The 22,029-nt window shown below is 58.7% G+C and carries 19 protein-coding genes and 1 pseudogene; 12 read left to right on the forward strand and 8 right to left on the reverse strand.

Annotation, left to right across the window (positions count from 1 at the left end; all coding sequences use genetic code 11):
• Positions 1 to 44: 44 nt before the first annotated feature.
• Positions 45 to 320: a hypothetical protein gene (locus P0D84_RS42685; protein ID WP_408349896.1), complete on the reverse strand. Its 276-nt coding sequence runs from the start codon at positions 318 to 320 to the stop codon at positions 45 to 47.
• On the opposite strand from P0D84_RS42685, the pseudogene P0D84_RS42690 reads away from it, so the two are divergent.
• The 3 genes and pseudogenes from P0D84_RS42690 to P0D84_RS42700 all read left to right on the forward strand — a co-directional run.
• Positions 261 to 880 (forward strand): annotated as a pseudogene (locus tag P0D84_RS42690) (DUF429 domain-containing protein); the annotation flags it as partial. The gene P0D84_RS42685 and the pseudogene P0D84_RS42690 sit on opposite strands and share 60 nt — an antisense overlap.
• Positions 881 to 1,856: 976 nt before the next feature.
• Positions 1,857 to 2,603 carry an H-NS family nucleoid-associated regulatory protein gene (locus P0D84_RS42695; protein ID WP_408348715.1) on the forward strand — a complete coding sequence of 249 codons (747 nt, stop codon included), beginning with the start codon at positions 1,857 to 1,859 and terminating at the stop codon, positions 2,601 to 2,603.
• 222 nt (positions 2,604 to 2,825) lie between these two features.
• Entirely contained in the window at positions 2,826 to 4,625 is a 1,800-nt protein-coding gene (locus tag P0D84_RS42700; RefSeq protein WP_408348718.1) for a bifunctional diguanylate cyclase/phosphodiesterase, read from the forward strand.
• Between the two features lie 263 nt (positions 4,626 to 4,888).
• Here P0D84_RS42700 and P0D84_RS42705 read toward each other — a convergent pair whose 3' ends face one another.
• The 3 genes from P0D84_RS42705 to P0D84_RS42715 form a co-directional block, all read right to left on the reverse strand.
• Entirely contained in the window at positions 4,889 to 5,326 is a 438-nt protein-coding gene (locus P0D84_RS42705) for a response regulator (RefSeq protein WP_408348721.1), read from the reverse strand.
• A 152-nt stretch (positions 5,327 to 5,478) separates the two neighbouring features.
• Positions 5,479 to 7,248 (reverse strand): hybrid sensor histidine kinase/response regulator, encoded by a 1,770-nt coding sequence (locus tag P0D84_RS42710; protein ID WP_408348724.1) that lies wholly within the window; start codon positions 7,246 to 7,248, stop codon positions 5,479 to 5,481.
• A 384-nt stretch (positions 7,249 to 7,632) separates the two neighbouring features.
• A complete protein-coding gene (locus P0D84_RS42715; RefSeq protein WP_408348727.1) occupies positions 7,633 to 8,571 on the reverse strand; it encodes a GGDEF domain-containing protein in 939 nt (312 codons plus the stop codon).
• Between the two features lie 457 nt (positions 8,572 to 9,028).
• On the opposite strand from P0D84_RS42715, the gene P0D84_RS42720 reads away from it, so the two are divergent.
• Complete coding sequence (locus P0D84_RS42720; protein ID WP_408333077.1) at positions 9,029 to 9,382, forward strand: response regulator; 354 nt, start codon at positions 9,029 to 9,031, stop codon at positions 9,380 to 9,382.
• Between the two features lie 110 nt (positions 9,383 to 9,492).
• On the opposite strand, the gene P0D84_RS42725 is transcribed toward P0D84_RS42720, so the two are convergent.
• On the reverse strand, positions 9,493 to 9,711 hold the full coding sequence (locus P0D84_RS42725; RefSeq protein ID WP_408333080.1) for a hypothetical protein: 219 nt from the start codon (positions 9,709 to 9,711) through the stop codon (positions 9,493 to 9,495).
• Between the two features lie 749 nt (positions 9,712 to 10,460).
• On the opposite strand from P0D84_RS42725, the gene imuA reads away from it, so the two are divergent.
• The 3 genes from imuA to P0D84_RS42740 are packed head-to-tail and all read left to right on the forward strand — an operon-like array spanning position 10,461 to position 15,723.
• The gene (imuA, locus tag P0D84_RS42730) at positions 10,461 to 11,168 is read left to right on the forward strand and encodes a translesion DNA synthesis-associated protein ImuA (protein WP_408333083.1); all 708 of its coding nucleotides are present in this window, start codon (positions 10,461 to 10,463) and stop codon (positions 11,166 to 11,168) included.
• Positions 11,098 to 12,567: a Y-family DNA polymerase gene (locus P0D84_RS42735; RefSeq protein WP_408348730.1), complete on the forward strand. Its 1,470-nt coding sequence runs from the start codon at positions 11,098 to 11,100 to the stop codon at positions 12,565 to 12,567. The genes imuA and P0D84_RS42735 overlap by 71 nt, the downstream gene beginning before the upstream one ends.
• A gap of 6 nt (positions 12,568 to 12,573) precedes the next feature.
• The gene (locus P0D84_RS42740; protein WP_408348733.1) at positions 12,574 to 15,723 is read left to right on the forward strand and encodes an error-prone DNA polymerase; all 3,150 of its coding nucleotides are present in this window, start codon (positions 12,574 to 12,576) and stop codon (positions 15,721 to 15,723) included.
• An 81-nt stretch (positions 15,724 to 15,804) separates the two neighbouring features.
• On the opposite strand, the gene P0D84_RS42745 is transcribed toward P0D84_RS42740, so the two are convergent.
• Positions 15,805 to 16,194 (reverse strand): response regulator, encoded by a 390-nt coding sequence (locus P0D84_RS42745; RefSeq protein ID WP_408348736.1) that lies wholly within the window; start codon positions 16,192 to 16,194, stop codon positions 15,805 to 15,807.
• A gap of 143 nt (positions 16,195 to 16,337) precedes the next feature.
• On the opposite strand from P0D84_RS42745, the gene P0D84_RS42750 reads away from it, so the two are divergent.
• Positions 16,338 to 17,300 carry an SOS response-associated peptidase family protein gene (locus P0D84_RS42750; RefSeq protein WP_408348739.1) on the forward strand — a complete coding sequence of 321 codons (963 nt, stop codon included), beginning with the start codon at positions 16,338 to 16,340 and terminating at the stop codon, positions 17,298 to 17,300.
• Between the two features lie 300 nt (positions 17,301 to 17,600).
• On the opposite strand, the gene P0D84_RS42755 is transcribed toward P0D84_RS42750, so the two are convergent.
• Complete coding sequence (locus P0D84_RS42755; RefSeq protein WP_408348746.1) at positions 17,601 to 18,017, reverse strand: hypothetical protein; 417 nt, start codon at positions 18,015 to 18,017, stop codon at positions 17,601 to 17,603.
• Positions 18,018 to 18,350: 333 nt separating this feature from the next.
• Here P0D84_RS42755 and P0D84_RS42760 point away from each other — a divergent pair, with 333 nt between their 5' ends.
• A complete protein-coding gene (locus P0D84_RS42760; protein ID WP_408348749.1) occupies positions 18,351 to 19,340 on the forward strand; it encodes an H-NS family nucleoid-associated regulatory protein in 990 nt (329 codons plus the stop codon).
• Positions 19,341 to 19,410: 70 nt separating this feature from the next.
• On the opposite strand, the gene P0D84_RS42765 is transcribed toward P0D84_RS42760, so the two are convergent.
• The gene (locus P0D84_RS42765; RefSeq protein ID WP_408348752.1) at positions 19,411 to 19,647 is read right to left on the reverse strand and encodes a hypothetical protein; all 237 of its coding nucleotides are present in this window, start codon (positions 19,645 to 19,647) and stop codon (positions 19,411 to 19,413) included.
• 439 nt (positions 19,648 to 20,086) lie between these two features.
• On the opposite strand from P0D84_RS42765, the gene P0D84_RS42770 reads away from it, so the two are divergent.
• From P0D84_RS42770 to P0D84_RS42780, 3 genes are all read left to right on the forward strand, one after another.
• Complete coding sequence (locus P0D84_RS42770; RefSeq protein WP_408348755.1) at positions 20,087 to 20,470, forward strand: HIT family protein; 384 nt, start codon at positions 20,087 to 20,089, stop codon at positions 20,468 to 20,470.
• A complete protein-coding gene (locus tag P0D84_RS42775) occupies positions 20,467 to 21,534 on the forward strand; it encodes an HNH endonuclease (RefSeq protein ID WP_408348758.1) in 1,068 nt (355 codons plus the stop codon). The genes P0D84_RS42770 and P0D84_RS42775 overlap by 4 nt, the downstream gene beginning before the upstream one ends.
• A gap of 114 nt (positions 21,535 to 21,648) precedes the next feature.
• Positions 21,649 to 21,960 carry a hypothetical protein gene (locus P0D84_RS42780; protein ID WP_408348761.1) on the forward strand — a complete coding sequence of 104 codons (312 nt, stop codon included), beginning with the start codon at positions 21,649 to 21,651 and terminating at the stop codon, positions 21,958 to 21,960.
• Positions 21,961 to 22,029: the final 69 nt, after the last annotated feature.

Consider the following 22,029-nt stretch of genomic DNA (forward strand, 5'->3'; position numbering starts at 1 on the left):
TCGCACGGGCCACGCCGCCCTCACAATGGCCGGACGCAATGAGTTCACCGCGTCGCACGCTCTTCTTGTACAGGCCAAGTCTCTTTTAACCGAGGCATGAAATCAGCGGCGGCGAACTGGAAGCGGCCATCTACCCCTGGCGTGTCGCGGCAAGACGCGGCATCCTTGGAACCGAGTGCTGGATTGCAGTGTTTTTCGACAGTTTGAAACATCATCGGATGGCACCGAGATAAGTGCGCTTCGTTGAACGTACGGGGATTATGAGGTCGCAACGAACTGTAGCCGGAATCGACATTGGCGGAGACCGGAAAGGAAATCATCTCGTTATCCTGCGTGGCTGCGAGATTGTGTGCAACCTCCGCAAGGAGGCGCCAGAGCATATGCTCGAAAAGTGCCTCCAATTTGAGGTGGCAGCGGTGGGTATTGACGCACCCTGTCTGTGGCGAGTCGGCGAGGCCGGAAGGCAAGCAGAGAAGGAGTTCGCGCGGCGACGAATCTTTTCGTTCGCCACACCGACTCGTGAACTGACATGGCCAGTAAAAGCGGATTCTACGGGTGGATGTTCAGCGGCGAGCGTGTCTATCAGGCATTCGCGCCACATTTTCCTCTTTTCAATAATGGGGGAGAAATCGATGACCGAGTCTGCTTTGAGACGTTTCCCCACGCCATAACCAGCGCCCTTCTTAGGACTGAAGTCGCATCTGCGAAGCGAAAGCGAGCCCAGCGCCGAGAAATTCTTGAAGATGCGGGAATTGATGCGACGTCGCTGAGGTCTATCGACGAAGTGGATGCGGCGCTGTGTGCCTTGACCGCAAATTTCCTGCTTGAAGGGAGCATCGTAGCGTACGGCGACCAGCTCGGCGGATTCATGGTCGTGCCCGCTCCCACTGGCTACAGCAGAAGGATTCAGGTCAGACCGTTTTCGCGGTTGAACTGGCGCGCCCCATGCGGTAGCAGCATCAGGGGTCTCGTGACCACGTTATGCGCACATAGGAATTCGCTCACGAGCGACCGCAGTTTAATCACAGCAACCACATTCAGGGAGGACCGGTGCATCTAAAGCGATTTTGGGCAGTGCTGCTGTCAACGACAGCGTTTGGTTCGACCGCGGCATGGGCGACAGATATTCAGTGTGCAACCACGCAACAAGCCGCTGAGCGCGTCATATGCGACTACGCCATCCTGAACAATGAATACGACGCTATCTTCGCGCAGCAGCAGGCTCTCCTGAGCCGTGGGAAACTCTCGGCCGAGCAACTCCGGAAGTGGAGGCAATCGCGGAACGCCTGCGTCGACGTCCACTGCGTCGACGTCGTGTTCGCGGCGTGGAAGGCGATGGCCAAGTCTGTCGAAGCCGCCTCTCAAGCTGCTCCGGCTCCAGTTATGGCATCGGCTACCGCTTTGGCTCCAGTCGGTCCCACCCCAGATGCAATTCCCTCAATCGCGTCTCAGGCGTCCCCGACCTCGGAAGCCTCGCTCGTTCGTCAAGGCAGTGCTGCCGGAGTAGCGCTCCCGCAGCCGGTCGCAACGCAAGCCTCGTCGCCTGCTGTCGCTTCTGCTGCTTCCGGTCCGAGTGACTCCCGCAGCACGACCGGCATGAGTGCCGCCCTATTGATGGCCTTGCTTGTAGCGGTTGGATTCGGTGCGCTTTTCAGACGCCGCAAGAAGAGCGGCGGAGGCCCGAGTAACCATTAGAGGATATTCTCGGCAAAGACGAGCCTCGTGTTCCGACTGAGTGGCAATCAGCCCGACGGCATCATGTTCGGTTCTCGGTAGAGTGCCGCTGCCATCGATGCTCTAGCGTTTTCTTGTGCGGCCGTGGCATATTGCGACCACATTCATGAGGAGGCCACTTGATGGCAACGACTTTGGACGCAATTCAGGCGAAGATGAAAAAACTGCAGGCACAGGCGGACGCATTGATGACAAAAGAAACCGCGAAGGTCTTAAAGACCATTCATGATTCGATGGCAAAGCACGGCCTGACGGCTACGGACATTGATGAGCATGGTGGCGGCAAGGGACGCGCGAAAAACGCGTCGGCAAAGACCGCCGCGAAGTCCGCTACGTCTGTTGTCAAATATCGCGACCCCAAAACTGGCGCAACGTGGTCCGGACACGGCCGCGCACCCGCTTGGATTGGGACCGCGAAAAACCGCGACCGATTCCTGATTGACGTCAGTACTGCGACCGCGAAGCCGGTTTCATCCACGAAAGCGAAGGCAGCGGGAGGTTATGTTCGTGGTCCGCAGCCGGCGCTGTATCGGGACCCGAAATCGGGTGCAACATGGAGCGGGCGGGGGCGTGCACCGGCTTGGATTGCTGAAGCCAAAAACCGGGATAGGTTTCTGATTTCAAGTGCCTCTGACGCGACTGTTGCCGCGACGGCGGGTGCTGTGAGCAAGGCAAAGACTGCGGGCAAGAAGACCGCGTCGAAGTCGGTCGGTGCGACTGCGGGCAAGGGGCAGAGGAAAGGTCCGCAGCCGGCGCTTTATCGTGACCCTAAGTCCGGAGCTACGTGGAGCGGACGCGGTCCCGCGCCCGCATGGCTTGCTGTCGAGAGGGACCGGTCGAAGTTCCTGATTGATGCGGCAGTAGTTTGAGTTCAACCAATCTCGGGGTCTCGTTACATTGGATGCTCTGACCCGGGGCACTTGAGGTCGAGTGCTCCGGTATGGGACGAGGAACGCAAAGTGTGCCCCTCGAAGGACCAAGAAAACATGGGGAACACAGCAATGAGGCACGTATCCGGGGCAGCTGCGCCGAGCACGGGGGCGTTCGTCGACCCGCCTCGTTCGCCCCAACGAGCAGCGGCCGTCTGGTCCATGGTGGTTGCGTTCGTGGCGGCGATAGTCGCGCTTTTGGTCGGTCGGACACTTTGGGTCGCGTCTGGCCACGTCGCGGCAATCTGGTTGACCTCTGAGGTTCTGCTCGCGCAGTCGATGGTTGTGAGGCCGCAGGAGCGATGGTGGGTACTTACCGGGGGCGCGCTCGGCAACTTCTCGGCCAGGTTTCTTGTGGGCAACAGCCTGGCGGTATCTTTCACCTTGATGTCCGCCAATATCGTCGAAGTAGCAATTGTATTGCTGCTGCTCCCCGGTATCTCGACCGTCGCCGAACTGATTCGCCCGGAATCGCTCGTCAAGTTTTTGGTCGGTGGCGCAGTACTTGCACCTGCCATGTCGGGAATGCTGGCGACGGCGCTGCTTGGTTGGCCGCTGAGTGGCCCCCGGCTACCTACGTTTTCTCACTGGTTCGCCGTGGACGCATTGAGTTTCATTATCTTTACTCCGGTTGCTGTGGTCTTCTGGACAGGCGAGGTAGTGCATCTTTTTCATAACACCGGCCGCTGGAAGACCGGCTTTCTGCTACTTACGGTTAGCGTTGTAGCGACAGCGGTCTTCGCACAAAATCACTTTCTCTTTCTGTACTGGCTTTTCCTGCCTATCGTGCTGCTGGCGTTTCAGGCCGACGTTGCTGGTGTCCTCATTGGATTGCTGCTGTGTTTTGCGATTGCGATGGCGTTCACCATCCACGGCTCAGGTCCGCTCTGGATTAATCCGTATGAGAGCATGCAACGCCGTATCTTCGAGCTCCAGTTGTTTCTGGTCGCTGTGCTCGCCATCGCACTACCAATCAGCGCTGCCCAGGCACAGCGAATGCGCCTCTTCGTTTTACTTCGTGAGGGCGAGCGGCGATACCGGATACTTGCGGAAAACGCGAGCGATATCGTCATGAGTATGTCGCTCGACGGTAGGCTCACCTACGTGTCGCCACGGGCAAAAGCGGTCATCGGCAGTGACCCGGACCACCTCATCGGCTCCTACTATCCGGACCTCGCTCTGCCTGACGACCACGATTCGCTGGCGGTGGCCATTGCGCGACTGGCACTCGATGCGAATGAGGCTTCGCGGGTTAGTCGCGTCCGCTGTCCCGACGGTCGCGTGCTGTGGCTAGAGACATTCCTGCGCCCAGTCATCGACCCGATATCTGGCAAGCCGGAAGCGCTTACCGCGACGGCTCGTGATGTGACAGAGCGCACATTGATGGAGAAGCGCGCGGCAGCTGAGCGCCTTGAACTTGAGGACCTTGCATTCAGAGACGGGCTGACCGGACTGTTCAATCGCCGACATTTCGACCGTGAGCTGGGACGTCATTGGAAACAGGAAGCGCGCGCAGACAAGCGCGCGTTCGTCGCGGTTATCATGGCCGATGTGGATGCTTACAAAAGCTATAACGACCGTTACGGCCATCAATGCGGGGATGAATGTCTGCGCGTGATTGCACAGGCCATTGCTTCGTCGGTAACGCGCTCGGGCGACCTGGTGGCCCGATATGGCGGCGAAGAATTCGGGTTGATTCTGCGAGATACCGACCAGCAAGGTGCGCTGGTCGTGGCCGAGCGTATCAGGGAGCGTGTCGAAAACCTGCGCATTCCACACGCGGCGTGCAACAACGGGGTCGTTACCATCAGCCTCGGCGTGGCCGCACAACAAACCCGTGAAAGCCAAGCCCCGACTATTCTGGTCGCAGCCGCAGACAGAGCGCTTTATGCGGCTAAACGCCAAGGACGGAACCGGACTTGTGCGGCTGACCTTGATAGAGAGGAGGCGACAGCTATTTGACGGAAGTCGAGACTTTGCGAATCGACGAGCGAGACCAGGCTCATGACCCGGGAATTTCTCTTCAGTCATCTGCGGGGCATCATCGCTTTGCGTCCCCTGCGGGTGTGTCACTTTTTTGGCGCCTAAGGGCCGGCTTTCGTGAGACTGGTCAAACAGGATGGGCACTTGAAAGAGGCACGAACGGTGGCCGAAGGGACCTGATGGCGAGCCTCAGGCAGATGCTTGGCGATGCCAAAGACGATGTACTCCTATGCTCGCGAAAGTCAGGGCCAACAACGAGAATCGACGGGGCGCCAACGAGACGTGCAGCGCTCTTCACGAGCAGCTTCAGTACGCTTTGTAGTCAGCCGTTGTGCAATGAACAAATCAACTATATGCATCAACAGGTCGATAGGAGCCGGCTTGCGAAGGAAAGCAGCCCAGCCACGCGGTTCATCCGGTGGTTCAAGCATTGCGGACAACATGACGACCGGTATCCCTGCGAGGGACGGCTGACATTTGAGACGGCGGCATAGCTCTGCGCCGTCCATTTCAGGCATTTGCCAGTCAGTGATAACGAGTTGTGGAATATTACGGGCTGCCTTCCGCAACGCGTCGCATCCATTTTCGGCAAGCACCACGTGATGGCCGCCGCTTTCCAGGGCCAGTTGTAGAGCCCATCGGTTTTCAAGGTCATCGTCTACAAGGAGGACGGTAGACATGGCATGCCACGCGTCACATCATTATTATCTCTGCCGCAAACGCTGTACCCGAGGGAAGGCTTGTTGCGGTACTTAGGCACCTGACCGGCAGCTCAAGCGGGGAATCGAGATGACACCATATCTGGGGCAGAGCGAGCCGAAATTCCGTTTCGTCAGCGGGGCGTTTCCCCTACGGATGCAAGGATTGAAGTAAGTGCATGCATATCGACAGGTTTCGCCATGTGACGGTCAAAGCCAGCTGAAAGCGCTGCCACGCGGTCGCTCTCCGACGTGTCTCCCGTGAATGCGACGAGCTTCAGATGTTTAAGCGCTGGCCGCGTTCGTAGCTCTGCCGCCAAAGAAAAGCCATCCATGTCAGGCATATTCACGTCGATGAACGCGACGTCAGGAGTGAAGTCGTCCAGAGCGCTGAGTGCCTCAGGCGCACTGGTTGCGGTGCGGACGATGTGGCCGTCCAGACCGAGCAGGAGCGCGAGTGACTCCACCGTGTCCTTGTCGTCATCCACCACGAGTACGCGGCAGGGCGCGCAAGGCGCAGTCGCACGAGGCTGCGTACCTGACAGTTCAGGCCCGCGCGGCAACGGCAGACGAATGGTCACCGTTGTTCCGGAGGACGACTCGTCGCTTTGGACCGCGACGGTACCGCCGTGCGCCTCTACCAGATATTTCACCAGGGCTAGCCCGATTCCGAGACCGGCTTCCGTCGAAGGGGAGTGGCTACCGCGCTGGGTGAACATGTCAAAGATGTGAGGCAACGCTGGCGGGGATATGCCATAGCCTTCGTCGGCGACGGTCATCACCAAGGTAGGCTCAGTCGGCGTCCCGGAGGGGTCCAACGGAACGTCTACAGCCGCAGTCAAAGCTATTTGGCTGCCATCCGGTGAGTACTTCGCGGCGTTGCTCAATACGTTGACAAGCACCTGGGTAATACGGCCGGCATCGACATAAATCAGGACCGCCTCAGACGGCGCGGTGACATGAAGCGTGTGCTTGCGCGCCTCCATTTGCGGCCGGACAGCGGCAACTGCATCATTCAGAATGTCTGCCAGGAGGCTGTTCTCTGGTCTGACCGCGACCTTCCCCTGCCGGATTCTGGACGCGTCGAACAGGTCATCGACAAGGCGCCGCAACCTGTGAAGCTGGCGTTCGGCAATATCCAGCGCCTGCCCCGCCTGTTGCGATTGGAGCTCCAGACGTCCCAGAGATTTGATGGCGCTGTCGATGGGGGAAATTGGGCTGCGCAACTCGTGGCTTAGTGTCGCTATGAATTCGTCCTTACGCGTCTCCGCTTCGCGCAGGGCGGACTGGGCAGTTTCGGCCTGTATGGCCCGACTTTCGGCTAGCGCCTTCATGCGCGCCACATGCATCGTCGCGCCCGTGAAATCTGCGAGGCTGGTGAGCAATCGCAGGTCCTCGGCATCGAAGCGAACTTCAGGACGTTGCGACATCACCCAGATGGCGCCCCAGGCGTCGTCCCGGACAGGAATTGGCACGAGCAACGCCTCGACCACGGGCGGGGACAGCATCTCGATGGACGGGAAGAAGCGCTGGGGCGTTCCGAATAGCTCCGGTTTGCCCAATGCCAGCGTAACGCCGCACAGGCTGTCGTCGAAGGGCCGGTGAGTGTTGAGAAGAGGCACTGCCCGCCCCGCGAGAGCCGCCCACCGGAAGCTGGCAGGCCGGTCGGGCGGCGACTCAAGTACGCTGATGCCTGCGCTGTCTGCGCGACACAGCCGCGCAGCTTCGCGGGCAAGCGTATCAAGCATTTCTGTGTCCGACGTGGCCAGTGCATGGGCGAGTTCGCCCAACACCTTTGCCTCTGCCTCATAATCCGGATGCCGACTTGGCCTCGAATACAGCGCAGAAGTTATGAGCGACTGGCGATGGGTCTCGCGGATGCTGTCCGGCTTCGGGATGGTCATAAGCTGTGAAAGGGTTTTCAGGAATACGTTCCACCCCGGCGAGCCGCCAGTCCGGATTCGACGGGCTCAACAACAATCATAGCCGTTTGCGACCCATATCCTGGTTTTAAGGGCCACGCCGGATGCATGTTCTGCCGGTTCGCTCATCGATTCTACGAAACAGAAAGGCGGCAATGCGACATTTTTAAGCGTGTTCTCACACAGGGCCGGAAAGAAAAGGGCAAACGCCTGAAAGCGAGTGTTTCCCATCCTCCGACTCGCCAGTCACGCCCGCATCTCCGGTGGAGCATCCAATGCGGCGGGTATTACTGACGCTCTGACGGCGGATGGCCTTGTGAACACCGTGTCGGGGAACGCGCATACAGAACACCGGCCAGGCTTGGACTATAGCTCTACTGAAACCTGATTTCGGCCGAGGCGTTTAGCTTTGTAGAGCGCGCGGTCGGCGCGACAGAACGTCTCGTCCAGCCTGTCCTCGCGAGACATCTGCGTAATGCCGGCCGATACGGAATATCGCACCTCTTTTCCGGCAACGCTTAGGACAATCCGGCTCAGCGCCGCATGGCGCATTCGTTCGACCACCCGCAGTGCCTCTGCTGCCGTTGTCCCAGGCATCACCAGCAGGAATTCCTCGCCTCCGATTCGCCCAATAACGTCGGAGCGTCGGACCAGGTTTCGGGCCAGGGAGGCAAAATCGCAGAGGACCGCATCTCCCGCAAGGTGTCCGTGCTCGTCGTTGATGTTTTTGAACCGGTCCAGGTCAAAGAGTGCGATTGCACTTGGCGTTTCCGGAGCCGGCAGCCTCACAATCGCTGTGTCGAGATAGTCGAGGACCTGTCTACGGTTTGGCAGCCCAGTCAACGCATCTGTTCTTGCTTCGTGCAGGGCTCGCTCATGAGCATGGGCTAACGAGCGCTCATTCTCCTTAAGAGGGGAAATCTCACTGCCCACGAGGACAAGCCACCCGTCATCCAGCAGCGTTTCGGTCATCCAGTACCAGCTGCCATCAACCATGTCTGTCGTGAAGAAACGCTGCCCCGGCTGACCACGTCGTCGCCGTTGTGTTTCAGCAATAAATACCCGGGTGTCCTCACAATCTATTATCGGGCCGATACCGTTTCGCGCCCCTCGCATTATCAGGTCGGCGAACGTCATCGTTCCCTCGACCGCGTCGAGTTTAAACGCCCTCTTAAACGCAACGCTCGCATAACGCAACACGTCTTCCGGGTCGTACGTCGCCACAATTAACGACCCGACTGCAAACGCGCGAATGAGCGCGTCAGCCGGCCCGAAACCAAACGGCACTGCGCCTGTGGGGTTCATTGTGCTGTTCTCTCGCTCAGTAGGTCCCACGGGAATGGGCCTCGTTTTTCTGATTGCATCCTACCTGGGAGACGGCGCGTTGTGATACATCTGTCCGAGGCCCGAGTCAGCCACCGGAAGGACGATGCTGTCACGCTGTCGCGGCGGGTCCTGACGTTCGCTGAACGCGATGCTCGAGCCAGAGACCGGCAGATGTTCGACGCTTTGGTGAAGACGCTTCTTTCTGGCCACGCGGTTGACGTCAGGCGCCCTCCGATGCAGCAGTCTGGCTCCTGCCGTGCGGGCCAAGCTTTTGAGAGGTCCACGGCGACTTACAGACGGTTACCCGAGAGGCCCTGCCGTTTCACCTTGTGGTCTTTGGTTCGCCTAGGATGAAAGTGGATTATCGGGCCGTTAGCAGGCAGGATGCCTGACGAATGCCATGCCGACGCCTCCCAGAAACTCACAGCCAGCAAAGATGAAAACCATTCTTGTCGTGGATGACGAACTCACCATTGTGACTGCGTGGAAACGCATCCTTCAATTTGAAGGCTATCGAGTCGTGACCGCTAGCAATGGTCGTGAGGGGCTTATTGCCGCTAACGAAGAGAAGCCCGACCTCATCATCACAGACCGGTCGATGCCGATAATGGATGGCGTTGAGTTCTGCCACCATCTGAAGCGAGAACGAGAGTTTGCGCGAATTCCTGTGATTCTTACAAGCGCTGACCATGCGGGGCCCGGCGACACAGCAGTATGGGATGGGTTTTGCCTTAAGCCCGTGTCCATCGAGGTGCTGCTAGCATCGGCACGACGCCTTTTGAACGCGTGATGATGCTCAGGCCGGAAATTCGGTGATTGCTGCGTGTATCGCTCATATGGCACCTACAAGGTCCGCTGATGCAGCAGTGTGAGTGCAAGCTTGCTGACCAGGCCGTGGCCTCAGCCGTGCGCGTCGACCCAGGCGCGGGCCCAATCCAAGCCAGCATGTTGCGCGTCCTCTTCACTGTCGAAATGACCGAGGACACCCGATGCTTCGATTAGCTTACCGCTCTTAGTAATGGTCCCGCTTCCCGCATAACGCTCCGGCTGGAGAATGTCTTCCTGCTGAAGGATGGCGTGGCCCCACACGTTGTAGCCACGATAGCTTTCCGACTCCATCAGCGCCCAACCTTTACCGATGCTCCGCGCGAGCTCACGCGAAGCACATTTCCCTCGGGAGTTATCTGGCGAGGAATGTCCGACATGTCAGGCTCGTTCGCTGGAACGACTTCTTGCATGTGGTGTTGCTTCGCCATGAGCCTGGTTGCAGATGTCGGTGCGCGGCGTGCGTGCACTTTCACTGCATGGGGCGCGACATGCCGACGAGTTACCAGCGTGTGTGCGGCACTGACGCGGTGTGGTGCGGTCGTGCGCGCCTCTGGTGGATTCCACATCTCCGAATATCCGCCAGTTGCGAACGCTGTCGGCGCCATCGTCGCTGCCAGTAACGCCAATCCAATCCTTTTCACGGTTTCTCCTTGCTGGCCGTTCGTTGCAGCCACTCTTTGCAACCAATTGCTTGGCCGACGCACCGGCCGTCACACCCGGGACAATAATGCCGGTCTCGTATGTCGGCGTTGACGCGCCAGACATTGTCGTTCGCCGGACTTGCTGTGCCAACAGTGCATCCATTCTCGCGCGCATAAAACGTCGGCTCACCAACTTTGCCGCGCCGGACCGCATTATCGACGCACTCGTCCCCGAAAGCATTACGCATCGCTGACATGAATGTTGCCACCTCCGGCATCGGATGGCTGACCTTGCGAACGCGTGCATCCACGATTCAGCTCCCGATGAAAAGTGTCAGTTCACTATCTCAGAATTGCGTGTACGATACTGTATAAATATACAGGTTTTTTCGATGCCGCATGTCTACTGCTAGCGCTACTGCCGAAGAGATACATCCGTCCCTGTGGCGTGCGTCTCAGCTCGCGCGCGGCCGTGGGCGGGTCGTTGAGACCGGCTATCCCGCGTTGTCTGCTGAACTTCCCGGTGGGGGCTGGCCGGTTGGAGCTCTCATCGACCTGATGGTCCAGCAAGCTGGGGTGGGCGAATTGCGGTTGCTGCGCCCGGCACTCAGCGGCTCGGGCAATCGACCCGTTGCATTCGTGCAGCCGCCGCATACCCCAGACGGACTCGGACTTAGCTACATCGGACTTCCCATTGAACAGGTGCTGCGGGTGAAAGCGCAAAAGACCGCAGATGCGCTCTGGTCAGCGGAGCAGATTCTGCGGGCAGGCAGTTGCAGCGCGCTCATCTTTTGGACGCAATACGCGCAGGCCTCATCGCTTCGACGCCTCCATTTGGCTGCGCAATCATCCGAGACGCTTTTCGTGATGGTCAGGCCTTTGGCCGCCGCTCAGGATTCTTCGCCCGCGCTTTTGCGGCTCGCTTTAAGACCATCAGCCGACGGTCTGACCGTTCACATTGTGAAACGACGAGGGCCCGCCCGCGCAGAGCCTCTGTCGATTCCTCTTCAACCCACTCCTGTACTGCTTTCCCGACATGCGCGTCTTTCTCGCCGTCCACTTGCCGAAGTTGCCACTCGAGGTGTTCCGACCGAAGTGGTCATCTGAGCCCGTGCACGGAAGTGCTGTCCTGGAGAAAGACAAAGTGGTCATTACCGACAACGCGGCTCGCGCAGCCGGCGTGCGCCTCGGGATGAAGCGCGGTGGAGTACTGACACTGTCTCCGGAAACGGAGATGCACGAGCGCGATGCGGCCAGGGAGGCCGCGGCACGGCGGGAGGTGGGCATCGCCCTGATGCGGTTTTCACCTGAGGTCGCCTTGCTTGACGAAGCGACTGTCGTGGTTGAAGTCGGCGCGAGTCTGCGACTCTTTGGTGGGCTGCTTGCATTGTGCCGGGAAGCGAAGTCAGTCTTGGGGACACTCGGGCTGACCGCGCGTATCAGCGCTGCGCCCACCGGCCAGGGCGGATGGCTACTCGCAAAGTTTGGGAACCGACGCGTGCTCAAACTGGCATCGCTCGAGAAACGGCTGGCCGCTTTGCCGATGATGGCGGTTCCCGAGGTTCGCCCGTTTGGAGATTGGTTCTCGGGGCTCGGCTGTGAGACTATTGCTGACATCAGGCGTTTGCCACGCGCCGGCCTGCAGCGTCGATGTGGTGAACATCTGCTCGACTCGCTCGACCGTGCATTCGGCACCGCGCCCGAACTGTTTGACTGGCTCGAGCTGCCGCCCACTTTCTCCGCACGTATCGAAATGCCGGACCGGCTTGAGCATGCGGACGGCGCAGTGTTCGGTGCGCATCGACTCATCGTGCAACTGTGCGGCTGGCTTTGCGCCAAGCAATTAGCGGTCACGGCCATCAAGCTGCTGCTTGAACATGAGCGTGGGCGCGACGCTATCGAGCCGACAACCATCGACATTGCGCTGGGCGAGCCGACCTGGAAGGAGGAGCACCTCGTCAGGCTACTCAAGGAGCGGTTGCACCGGATTGAGCTGGCTGCACCCGTTATCGCGCTGCGACTCGATGCGTCAAAAGTGGAGTCTGCCGTGCCAGCTTCCGACACGCTCTTCCCGGAGCCCGGCGGCTCAAAGGAAGACCATGAACGCCTTCTCGAGTTACTCGTTGCGCGACTCGGAGAAGAGAATGTCCTTCGGCCAGCGCCGACTGCAGACCATCGCCCTGAAATTGCAAACCGCTGGGTGCCGGTAACGCATAAGTCGAAGCAGGAAGCGCTTCCGTTGGGTCTTCCACGACCAACCTGGATGCTGGACAGCCCGGTACGGCTGTTGATGCGTCAGCATCGTCCCTTCTATGGTTCTCCACTGCGGATGGTGTCACCTGGCGAACGCATCGAAGCCGGCTGGTTTGATGGTGAGCTGGTGACGCGCGACTATTTCGTTGCGCAGGCGGACGACCAGAGTTGCTACTGGATATACCGCGAGCGCGTTAGCAGCCGCGATGCGGAAGAAGAGCAGCGGTGGTTCCTCCACGGCCTGTTCGGCTGATGCATCATGGACGCGACCTTCAATGTCCTGCCGGCGTACGCCGAGCTTTTCTGCCTCTCGAATTTTAGCTTCCTGCATGGCGCTTCTCATGCGGAAGAGCTCTCCGAGCGCGCGACACAGCTTGGCTATTCGGCATTGGCCGTCACCGACGAATGTTCGCTAGCTGGAGTCGTGCGTGCGCACGTCGCCGCGAAGGAAGCGAAGCTTCCATTCATCGTCGGTTCCTGGTTCCGTCTGGTCAACGCCGATGGCTCGCCAGCATTCGGACTTATCGTGCTCGCTCAGAATCGCGAGGGATACGGCAACCTGTCCGAACTGATTACGCTCGCTCGCACCCGGGCAACCAAGGGGGAATATCGCCTGACGCCACAGGACCTCTCCCGTCCCGAGAAGGAATATCGGCACCTGCGCGGGATGCCGAATTGCCTTGCCATTCTCGTGCCGGATTTCCCTGCCAACGAGGATGTCCTTGCTGCACAGGTCGAGTGGCTGGACGATACATTTACGGGCCGCGCCTGGGTAGGGTTGGTGCTTCATCAACGCGCCATGGATGACATTCACCGTGGCTCGGTCGAGTTCATCGCGCGCAGCCTGGATGTACCCGTGGTGGCGCTGGGGCATGTCGTCATGCATGTGCGCTCGCGCAAGCCATTGCAGGACACGATGACCGCCATCCGGGTCGGAAGGCCTGTACACGAATGTGGCTATGAACTTGCGCCAAATGCCGAGCAGCACCTGCGTTCACGGCTCCGGCTCGCGAATCTGTACCCAGCCGAAGCACTCGCAGCGACCGTCGAAATCGCGAGCCGCTGCACGTTCTCGCTCGACGAGCTGCGCTATGAATATCCGGACGAACTGGTACCCGCGGGCATCACCCCGAAAGCCTATCTTCGGCAGGAAACATACATTGGCGCGCAGCGGCGCTTTCCATCTGGCATCCCGCACAGCGTACAGGGGCAGATTGAGCACGAGCTTGAGCTCATAGCCGACCTCGAATACGAACCGTACTTTCTGACTGTGTACGACATCGTGCGCTTTGCGCGCAGCCAGCACATCCTTTGCCAGGGGCGCGGCTCGGCCGCCAATTCGGCGGTCTGCTATTGCCTCGGCATTACCGAGGTCGACCCTGCGCGCGGCAACATGCTGTTTGAACGGTTCATCAGCAAGGAGCGCGGTGAACCTCCAGACATCGACGTCGACTTCGAACACCAGCGTCGCGAAGAGGTCATCCAGTACATCTATTGCAAGTACGGCCGCGACCGCGCAGCAATTGCAGCTGCAGTCTCGACCTACCGTCCTCGGGGTGCGCTTCGAGAGACCGGCAAGGCGCTTGGCGTAGACCCACAGATTGTCGATGTGGTGGCAAAGAGCCATCACTGGTTCGACACAAGCCAGGACCTTCTGAAGCGTTTCGCTGAGTCTGGGCTCGACCCGGAGAAGCCGCTCATCCAGGCGTGGGCGCGCCTCGCTTCCCAACTCCTTGGCTTTCCGCGCCACCTGTCCCAGCACTCTGGCGGTTTCGTTATCAGTCGCGGGAAGCTCACGCGGCTCGTCCCTGTCGAGAATGCGGCGATGGCGGACCGGTCCGTCATCGAGTGGGACAAGGACGACCTCGAGGCGCTCGGTCTGCTCAAAATCGACGTGCTCGCGCTCGGCATGCTGTCTGCCATCCGCCGCGCGCTGGACATCGTGTCGGAACAGCGGGGCGAGCGCTTCGAAATGCAGGACATTCCGCCGGAGGATTCGAAGACGTACGAGATGATTTCCGCCGCGGACACAGTCGGTGTATTTCAGATTGAGTCGCGAGCACAGATGAGCATGCTGCCTCGAATGAAGCCAAAGACGTTTTATGACCTGGTCATTGAAGTAGCCATCGTCAGGCCAGGGCCGATTCAAGGTGGTGCGGTCCATCCTTACCTTCAGCGCCGCCAGGGCTTCGAACCCGTGACATATCCGAGTGAAGCTCTGAAGACGGCGCTTGGACGGACGCTCGGGGTCCCTATTTTTCAGGAGCAGGTCATGCAGGTCGCCATCCTGGCTGCCGGCTTTACAGCTGGTGAGGCTGACCAGTTAAGACGGGCAATGGCCGCCTGGAAACGGAAAGGTGGCCTCGAAAAATACTATGACCGCATCGTCAACGGAATGCAGGAGCGCGGCTATGACCAAGCCTTCGCAGAAGGCATCTTCGAGCAAATCAAGGGCTTCGGTGAGTACGGTTTCCCTGAAAGCCATGCTGCCAGTTTCGCGCTGCTGGTGTATGCGAGTAGCTGGCTCAAGTGCCATGAGCCCGAGGCATTCCTTGCTGCCATGCTCAACAGTCAGCCGATGGGATTCTATTCGCCATCACAGCTTGTGCAGGACGCACAGCGCCACGGCGTGAAGGTGCTGCCAGTTGACGTTGCTGTCAGTGGCGGGGATTCTGTCCTGGTGCCATCGCCCGACAATGACCGCCCAGCAGTCCGGCTCGGCATGTCGCTGCTGCGCGGCATGAAGGATGGCGCGGCAGAGCGGATTGAAAATGCGAGAGCCGTGCGACCGTTCGATACCGTCGCTGACCTGGCCCGTAGAGCGCAACTGGACCGAAAGGACCTCCACGTTCTTGCAGACGCTAACGCGCTCGCTTCGCTGGCAGGCAATCGTCGCGAGGCCCTATGGGAGTCGGTCGTCGCCGTGCCTGACAAGGACATGCTTGCCGTAGCAGCTGTACGGGATGAGACGCCCGAGTTAGGGGCGCCGACGGAAGCTAGCGACATCGTCGCAGACTACCGGTCAGTCGGATTGACGTTGGGGCGCCATCCGCTGGAACTGCTTCGGCCGCAACTGCTCGCAAATCGGCTAATGCCAGCGTCGACGCTACGTACTTATCGTGACGGACGGCTCGCGCGTGGCTGCGGACTTGTGACTGTTCGGCAACGCCCCGGTACAGCCAAGGGGGTCATGTTCATGACACTCGAAGACGAGACGGGCAACGTGAACGTCATCGTCTGGCCAAGCCTTCTCGAGAAACAGCGCAAGGAGGCGCTTGGTGCATCTTTGCTCGCCGTCTATGGGACATGGCAATGCCAGGGAGAGGTTCGACATCTCGTCGCACAGCGACTTGTTGATATGTCGCATCTGCTTGGCGGGCTCATTACAGCAAGCAGAAATTTTTGTTGACCCGGCACTATGACGAGACCCGCGCCTCATCGGGATTCGCGGCTCGGCTCGCCTCATGCGTAGAAGCAGACGTTCGCTCCATTATTTCGTTCCGCCGCGCCCGTGCTCTCGATGGGTTGCGTGCTCAATCAGCAGCCGTCGCATTGTAGCCAGTAAAATTTGCCCATCTACGGGCTTGTGAAGGAAACCGTCGTAGCTGACGAAGGCGGGTGGACTCGGCTCTCCTGAAACCAGTACGAAGACAACATCGGCTAGTCCGGGAAGAGTGCGCAGTTGGTGACAGAGTTCGCTTCCCGACATCACCGGCATACGCCAGTCGGCAACCACAATGTCCGCAGGAAATTCGATGAACATCGCCAATGCTGATTGTCCGTCGCGCGCGCTCCTAACCTCAAATCCATCCGCGGCACAACTGGCGCTCCGTGCAGCCAATGCCTCCTCCTCATCGTCTACCAGCAATACGCTTGTCATACCCAATTGTCCGAGCCGCCACATGAAGTTTGGCAGCCTGATGCTGGCCAAAGTTCACACAAAATCTCGTCGAAGCCGCACGCCCGTAGCGCTCGCGTCGTTTCGAATAATGCGTATCATGGGAAGACGAAACGGAGGCATTTATGTGCTACTCGGCTCAAATTCAGGCTGACTACCGGAAATTCGTGCGCACATTCGGTGCCGTGATGGATATTGACGAGTTCGCGCGCTTGTTTTTTGAGCGCGCGGAGGGCGTCAGCAAGGCAAAGATACCAAAGGCGGTGGAAGACTCTTTTGCCGAGCCGCAGACTGACGCCGAGCGTGAAATCAAAGCGCTCATCGACCGTTTCAATGCTGGCCAGGCGACCAAACTTGAACAGGACCTGTTTAGGCAGCGTAAGCGGCTAGCGGACGCCGAACGGTCACTGCAGGCAAAAGTGACCAAGGCTGCCACGGAGAGCCAGCGAATCGCCACCGATAAAATCGCGTGGACCCTTGGCAAGCTTGATGACATCCAGCGAACTGAGCTCAAACCGCGCGACTCGCGTATCTTCCCAGGGCACTATGCCACCGTTATGGTCATGGAAGATGGCCAGCGCGTCGTTAAGCCGATGCGTTACCAATGCCGCATTGCCGGCAAACCGACCGTTTACGACATCAAATATCCAGGCACATACAACGCGAGAAAAGATAATCTAGAAGGCTTTTGGAAGCCCCTGTTCGGATACACGCACGGCGTGATGCTTGTGGACGTGTTTTACGAGAATGTCAGCAAAGCGAAGTTCGAGGGAACGTTGCTCGAGACTCATGAGCGAGACGAAAACATCGTTCTGGAATTTCGTCCGAGCAACGGCGAGCTAATGCATGTCGCTTGCTTGTGGTCACGCTGGTCGGCGCCGGGCGAACCGGACTTGCTCTCATTTGCAGCTATAACGGACGAGCCGCCACCAGAGGTCGCAGCAGCGGGTCATGACCGGTGCATCATCCCTATTAAACGGGAAAATATAGACGCTTGGCTCAACCCGGACGCGTCGGACTTGGCGGCAATGTACGCAATACTTGATGACAGGGACCGGCCGTTTTATGAGCACAGGTTGGCGGCCTAACCGGGTAATGTTGCCCCGCTAGCTGATGGGACTTAGCTGCGGGACCGCGTAAAAGAAAACTCTATCGCCGTAACCTCTGACCGCTCGCGGAGCATGTGGGTCATCCCGCGGCTTACTTTTCGGCATGTGAAATTGATGAGTGGCCCAGGGTATGAGAGACTTAAGCTCAAACTGACTCAACGATGACGCAGATACACTCACGCAGACAGACTTGAGGAGCTGACACCTTGGCGCAACTTATACAGTCATTGTCGGAGCTGGCGTATCTTATTGTGCACTTATTCAGCAGGTAGTCTTGGCTCATTCTGCTGGGTCGAAGATGCCTGCGATTCCTACGTAAGTCGTCACGTCGAGTTCAGCATTACCTAGCTTCCGAAGAGCGTAATGGTGGCGGTCGCTGAGCCACCGGTCGCCGCCAGCTTCTCGCAAGACATGGCGAAACGCGCGTACATCACCCCTGCTTGCAAATAGCTGTCCGACGTAGCGCTCTGCATCGAGTCTCCCTGTCTCTGCGGCCGCCGCCATGCTATCCAGCACCCAATAAAGCGCGGGGTTGTGGGGCATTGTCAACAGCTCGGCCACTCTGATTGGCGACAGGGTTTGGTTCTTATGGTTCCACCCGCCGTACTCGATGCAAGCGCTGGCCATCCGTTGCCCTTCTTCGGTTTCGAACATTAGCGGTGTGGGTTGCGGGATGTACGCGTTAATCGTTGCCATCAAAATCCTCGATTTCAATTGTTGTTTTCTACCGGACTGAGCGACCGTCTAGCGTTGATTACGGCATCAACGTAGCGGTTCTTGAGCGACAGACGTGAATGGCGATTTCAACGACTGCAATGCACCGTGCAAAGCATCGACTTGGATACGTCAGAAGTCATAGCGCCCGCGAAACTATCTCGTCCAGTTGCAGACATTGCGCGCGTCGACTCTTGAAGACCATTCTGCTTTTTGTACGTTTCCACCAATGTCTCAACAAGACGTAATCGACAACAACTGGCGGACGGCCCATACGCATGGCATAGTGCGGACATCTCAAAGGGAGAGAAAAAAATGACAACTTTGGAATCCATGCAAGCAAAAATCAAAAAGCTTGAGCAGCAAGCCGAGGCTCTGATTGCAAAACAGTCATCGGGCGTCGTCGAGAAGATTCAGAAGCTGATGGCAGAACACGGCCTTACGGCTGCGGATATTGATGGACATGCTGGCGGCAAGCAGCGCACGAAGAAGGCCGCATCGAAGACTGTCGGCACAAGGACTGACGCTGCAGTGAAGTATCGCGACCCAAAGAGTGGTGCGACCTGGACGGGACATGGCCGCGCTCCGAGTTGGATTGCAAACACCAAGAATCGCGATAAGTTTTTAGTTGATGGCAGTGCGGCGACGGCGAAGCCGGTTTCTGCTCGCAAGGTGAAGACTGCTGGAAACAACGTTCGCGGCCCGCAGCCGGCGATGTATCGTGAACCAAAGTCGGGAGCAACGTGGTCTGGTCGCGGTCGCGCGCCGGCCTGGATTGCTGAGGCCAAAAACCGGGATAGGTTCCTGATTGCAGGTGCCGCTGAAGCGAATGTTGCGACGACGGCGGGTCCTTCGAGCAAGGCAAAGACTGCGGCCAAAAAGGCGTCAAAGTCGGTCGGTGCAACTGCGGGCAAAGGCCAGCCGAAAGGCCAGCAGCCGGCGATGTATCGCGACCCAAAATCGGGAGCAAAGTGGTCTGGTCGTGGTCGCGCGCCGGCGTGGCTTGCATCGGTTAAAGGCCGCTCGAAGTTTCTGATTGATGGCACCGGCGCGGCGGCGGATGCGGGTGCTGTGAGTAAACCGAAGGCAACGACCAAGAAGGTCGTGGCGACAAAGGCCACACTGACGAAGAAGCCGGCGGCGAAGAAAACTACCGCCAACAAGGCAGTGAACGCAAAGGCGCCGGCTAAGAAAGCAGTTGCAAAGAACGCCGTGCCGGCTGCAGTCAAGAAAGCGCCGCGCAAGAGCGTGGCCGTGCCCGCTCCGGTAGCCACAGTCGAGTCTGGTGCCGAGTTGACGACCTAATCGGAGTTGTCAGGTGCCCGGTGGACCAATGATTCTCGGGTTCCACTTGGCACACCAAGGCGACGACGTTTTATTGCAGGTGTGCCGTCTGACGTTCCGCGACGTGCTGTTGGGCGTGCTGCTTCGCAAGGTGCCTGCCGACGATGCAGCCACCAACCGCACCAACGACAGCGCGGTGACCCGCGTAATGCCCAGCGACCTCGCCTACGACCGCACCCTTGATGCAGCCTGCGGCATTTGCCGTGCCTGCCGCTGCGAAGGCCAGCGTCGTTGCAATCCAGGCGATTCTTATCGGGCTAGCTTTCATTCAAAGGTACTCCGAGTTTGGATTTCTCGGTTGCGGCGTTTTCCAGAGTCGTTTCAATTCCCGCGCCAATCACGATGCTCGCGCCACTCGTGCTTACGCCATTCCTGGCGACGCCATTCACGTTCACGCCACTCGCGACGTTCGCGCCATTCGCGGGCTCGCCAATCGTCGTCACCGCCGTACGCGACGGCGACAGGTCCGGGGGCATAGCCTCAGCGGATTCACGACGTCAGCGCTCCATTCAGAGCATCTTCATTCGCGACTGCTAGAATGCTTGAACGCGATGTCGAGTTGATTTGATTGGCCAGACTGCGAGACGAGGGTCAGCCGCAGACGCTGGGCGCACGCGGGTTCTGAAATCAAGCGATTGGCTGATGAGTCGTCGACGTCCGCGACGACGAAGCCGAATGCGTGAGTCCGATATTCACCGGCGACGTCAATGACCTGTCCTTTCTGTGAAATTTCCCGTTCTCGTATCGTCGGCAATAACGAGCACGCTTTCTGGATACTTGATGGCTACCCGGTTTCACCCGGGCATAGCCTCGTTATACCAAAGCGCCATGTTGGCTCATTCTTCGAAGTGACTAAAGACGAGCGTGACTGTCTTTTCGCGCTCCTCGATGATGCGAAGGCTTCGGCGGTCCGCTCTTATGCGCCGGACGGATTCAACATTGGCATCAACGACGGCCCGGCTGCTGGGCAGACTGTGCCGCATTTGCACATCCATCTGATACCGCGGTTCAAGGGCGACTTGCCGGACCCCCGCGGTGGAATTCGATGGGTACTGCCGGCAAAGGCAGACTATTGGAGCAAGCGAGATTGAGTCTCAACCCTCAGCCGCCATCCCCGGAAGCGCAACTGGCTTTTCTCGCGAAGCTTCAACGACTGTTCGCTGAGGGCGACTTTACAGCCACGTATAAGTTCGCGCTTCTGATTTCGTTCGCAGAATTGGCGGTCGAGCACGGAGCCGACGACGGCGCGCAACTGACGCTGACCACTCGTCAAATTGCAGAGCGATTCATCTTCCTCTATTGGAAACATGCGATTCCATACGGAACCGGTCGGCCAGGCAGCGAACCCGGCGTCCTGGTCCAGAACCTTGGAGTTCAGGCAGCGATTTTGAGCGCAATCGCGGAGTTTCGAGCAAGCACCTCAGCATCATCAGCGCTCCAGGCATCTAGCTTCCCTGGCTACGCGCCTCTGTTGTCGAAGGTTGCGGCCATAGTATCGGCGCAGCCGTTGAACTATCTCCAAAATTTCGGCGGGGTGACGGACCCGTTCCTATATGAGCGGGCTTTAAGAGGCGGCGTTACTTTGAAGCCGGGCGTCAGCTACTGTCTACGCCGGTTCTACACCCTCGTGGAGCAGATGGCTCGAACCCGGTGGGTAGCGCACATCAAGGCGAACCGCCGGAACCACCCAATTCTCGGCAACGCCGACGACCTCGAAGATTTCCTGTTCTCATCTTCTCGTCAGTCGCTCGCCATCATCAGCGCTAACCTGCGAAAACTGGATGGTCCTCGGTGCTTCTACTGCGGAGAAGGGCTGGTCGATGCAGACGTTGACCACTTCGTTCCTTTCTCGCTTTACCCAAGAGACCGAGCTCACAACTTCGTCATCGCTCATCCGGCTTGTAATCGCAGCAAATCGGACACCCTAGCGGCGAAGCCCCATCTTGAGCGGTGGCTAGAACGTCTCGTGGTCAAAGAGCAGCAGCTCACTGAAATCGGGCTGCTGGCTGGCGTTTCGGGTGACAGGGGCACCGTACAGCGTGTGGCAACTTGGGGTTACACGGTCGCCAGCGGCACTGGCGGCCGCGCCTGGTTGTCCCCCTCGACCTACGAGAATATCGATTTCCTTTATGTAAGCCTGCTATCAGCGCATTAAGCAGGCCGAAGCGCTGACGGATATCCGATTGACATCGACACGGCATGATTTTCTCAAGTTCGGTCGGAGGATGCCGATAAGGTGGGTTGGAGATGACACCGAGGCTCGCTCACCTTGTTCAAAAACCATGCTTTTGTGGCTTCGGCACTTGCCGTCTTAGTCCTTTCCGCTTGTGCGCCCGCCATATCGGTCCAAAGCACCGAGTTGTCGTCATTCACTGCAGCGCGTCAACAGGAGCGCTTCCGCGCTGCCGCGCCAATTACGGTCCAATTGACGACAGGATATTCGCGGCAAGTGAAAGAAGGTTCCCTGTGGCGGCCGGTTGGTGAAGTTCCGCAAGGGCTTGTTCTCCGTCCCGTTGATGGAATATTTACCATCGAAGGGCGCCAAGTGCATGAAGCCTTGTTGATTTGCACTGAATTCTGACCCACCTGACCCGGTGATTTGCATCGAATATTGACCCACGTAGAACACACTGGCCCGCTGAGCAGCTAG

This window comes from Paraburkholderia sp. RL17-337-BIB-A (genome assembly GCF_046025895.1).
Taxonomy (GTDB): Bacteria; Pseudomonadota; Gammaproteobacteria; order Burkholderiales; family Burkholderiaceae; genus Paraburkholderia; species Paraburkholderia fungorum_C.

Bases quoted from the DNA above. Each gene is read 5' to 3' on its own strand.
- P0D84_RS42740 (WP_408348733.1), top strand. From the start codon at position 12,574: ATGGACGCGACCTTCAATGTCCTGCCGGCGTACGCCGAGCTTTTCTGC.
- P0D84_RS42685 (WP_408349896.1), bottom strand. From the start codon at position 320: ATGATTTCCTTTCCGGTCTCCGCCAATGTCGATTCCGGCTACAGTTCG.
- P0D84_RS42710 (WP_408348724.1), bottom strand. From the start codon at position 7,248: ATGACCATCCCGAAGCCGGACAGCATCCGCGAGACCCATCGCCAGTCG.
- P0D84_RS42725 (WP_408333080.1), bottom strand. From the start codon at position 9,711: ATGGAGTCGGAAAGCTATCGTGGCTACAACGTGTGGGGCCACGCCATC.
- P0D84_RS42760 (WP_408348749.1), top strand. From the start codon at position 18,351: ATGACAACTTTGGAATCCATGCAAGCAAAAATCAAAAAGCTTGAGCAG.
- P0D84_RS42745 (WP_408348736.1), bottom strand. From the start codon at position 16,194: ATGACAAGCGTATTGCTGGTAGACGATGAGGAGGAGGCATTGGCTGCA.
- P0D84_RS42695 (WP_408348715.1), top strand. From the start codon at position 1,857: ATGGCAACGACTTTGGACGCAATTCAGGCGAAGATGAAAAAACTGCAG.
- P0D84_RS42715 (WP_408348727.1), bottom strand. From the start codon at position 8,571: ATGAACCCCACAGGCGCAGTGCCGTTTGGTTTCGGGCCGGCTGACGCG.
- P0D84_RS42750 (WP_408348739.1), top strand. From the start codon at position 16,338: ATGTGCTACTCGGCTCAAATTCAGGCTGACTACCGGAAATTCGTGCGC.
- imuA (WP_408333083.1), top strand. From the start codon at position 10,461: ATGTCTACTGCTAGCGCTACTGCCGAAGAGATACATCCGTCCCTGTGG.
- P0D84_RS42700 (WP_408348718.1), top strand. From the start codon at position 2,826: ATGGTGGTTGCGTTCGTGGCGGCGATAGTCGCGCTTTTGGTCGGTCGG.
- P0D84_RS42765 (WP_408348752.1), bottom strand. From the start codon at position 19,647: ATGAAAGCTAGCCCGATAAGAATCGCCTGGATTGCAACGACGCTGGCC.
- P0D84_RS42735 (WP_408348730.1), top strand. From the start codon at position 11,098: ATGCGCGTCTTTCTCGCCGTCCACTTGCCGAAGTTGCCACTCGAGGTG.
- P0D84_RS42755 (WP_408348746.1), bottom strand. From the start codon at position 18,017: ATGGCAACGATTAACGCGTACATCCCGCAACCCACACCGCTAATGTTC.
- P0D84_RS42720 (WP_408333077.1), top strand. From the start codon at position 9,029: ATGAAAACCATTCTTGTCGTGGATGACGAACTCACCATTGTGACTGCG.
- P0D84_RS42705 (WP_408348721.1), bottom strand. From the start codon at position 5,326: ATGTCTACCGTCCTCCTTGTAGACGATGACCTTGAAAACCGATGGGCT.
- P0D84_RS42770 (WP_408348755.1), top strand. From the start codon at position 20,087: ATGACCTGTCCTTTCTGTGAAATTTCCCGTTCTCGTATCGTCGGCAAT.